Origin of the sequence: Paracoccus aerius (assembly GCF_014656455.1) — a bacterium.
GTDB classification, from domain to species: Bacteria; Pseudomonadota; Alphaproteobacteria; order Rhodobacterales; family Rhodobacteraceae; genus Paracoccus; species Paracoccus aerius.
Genome location: NZ_BNCL01000094.1, coordinates 1 through 973 on the forward strand (window position 1 = coordinate 1; position 973 = coordinate 973).

Consider the following 973-nt stretch of genomic DNA (forward strand, 5'->3'; position numbering starts at 1 on the left):
CCTTCTACGCAAGCTTGAACGCAGCCGAAAAAGCAGCCTAATCATTGAACCACAAACTCTCCGGTGAACCCGGGGCGGTTCAGCCACGAGCAACTGCGTACGCATCTCGCGGACTTCATGGCAGCCTACAACTTCGCGCGTCGGCTCAAGACCCTCGGTGGTCTCACGCCCTACGAATACATCTGCAAAATCTGGACTTCAGAGCCAGATCGATTCATCCTGGATCCTATCCACCAGATGCCGGGACTGAACAGCTAGCATTACGACATAGCGCCTCACTGGCGAGCCTTGATGCGGCACTGCTGGGCGCAGCCAAAGCAGAAGCAGTTCAAATTGTGAACTAGTGTGCTGCAGAGAGAAGGGATGACCTACGGGCTGGCCGCCGCCTGTGCAGGCTCCATTCTGAATGCACCAGTCCTGCGGGGCAGGGTTCGTCATGGTTCCTCCAGTCGTATCAGTTCGTCTCGAAACGCTTCGGTCGATGTTCGGTAGCCCAAGCACTTTCGGGGCGTGGCATTCAGGCGCTGACACATCATCCTCATCGAACGAGGCGTCAGCTGCAACACAGCGGTGTCCCGAGGCAGGTAGCGGCGTAGCCGCCTGTTCATGTTCTCGACCGAGCCCTTTTGCCACGGCGCTTGCGGGTCGCAGAACCAAGCCCTTGTGCCCATGCCGGTTTCCAACTCGCGCCAGGCCACGAACTCTAGGCCGCGGTCAAAGGTGATCGAGCGCCGCGCCTCGGCGGGCAGGGGTGACATCTCATGGATCAGACGGTTCATGAGGGGCCGAGACTTCCGGTCATTGTTGCGCAGCAGAACGGTGTAGCGGGTCTTGCGTTCGACCAGCGTCGCCACATTGGCGTCGCCCTGAGCCCGCTCAAAGATCATCAAGTCGCCCTCCCATGTGTGGATACCTCGGTCGGTGCAAGCTTTCTTTTGAACGGTTCGGACATGTGATCGGGTACGGTCATGTG

General features: G+C 59.0%; 1 protein-coding gene and 1 pseudogene. One reads left to right on the forward strand and one right to left on the reverse strand.

Going from position 1 to position 973, the window contains the following annotated elements; translation table 11 throughout:
- Positions 1-81 precede the first annotated feature (81 nt).
- Positions 82-258: pseudogene (locus tag IE224_RS20845) on the forward strand (IS481 family transposase); the annotation flags it as partial.
- Positions 259-434: 176 nt separating this feature from the next.
- Here IE224_RS20845 and IE224_RS20850 read toward each other — a convergent pair.
- Positions 435-973, reverse strand: a 539-nt coding sequence (locus IE224_RS20850; RefSeq protein ID WP_229849507.1) for an IS30 family transposase, incomplete at its 5' end; no start/stop codon positions are given.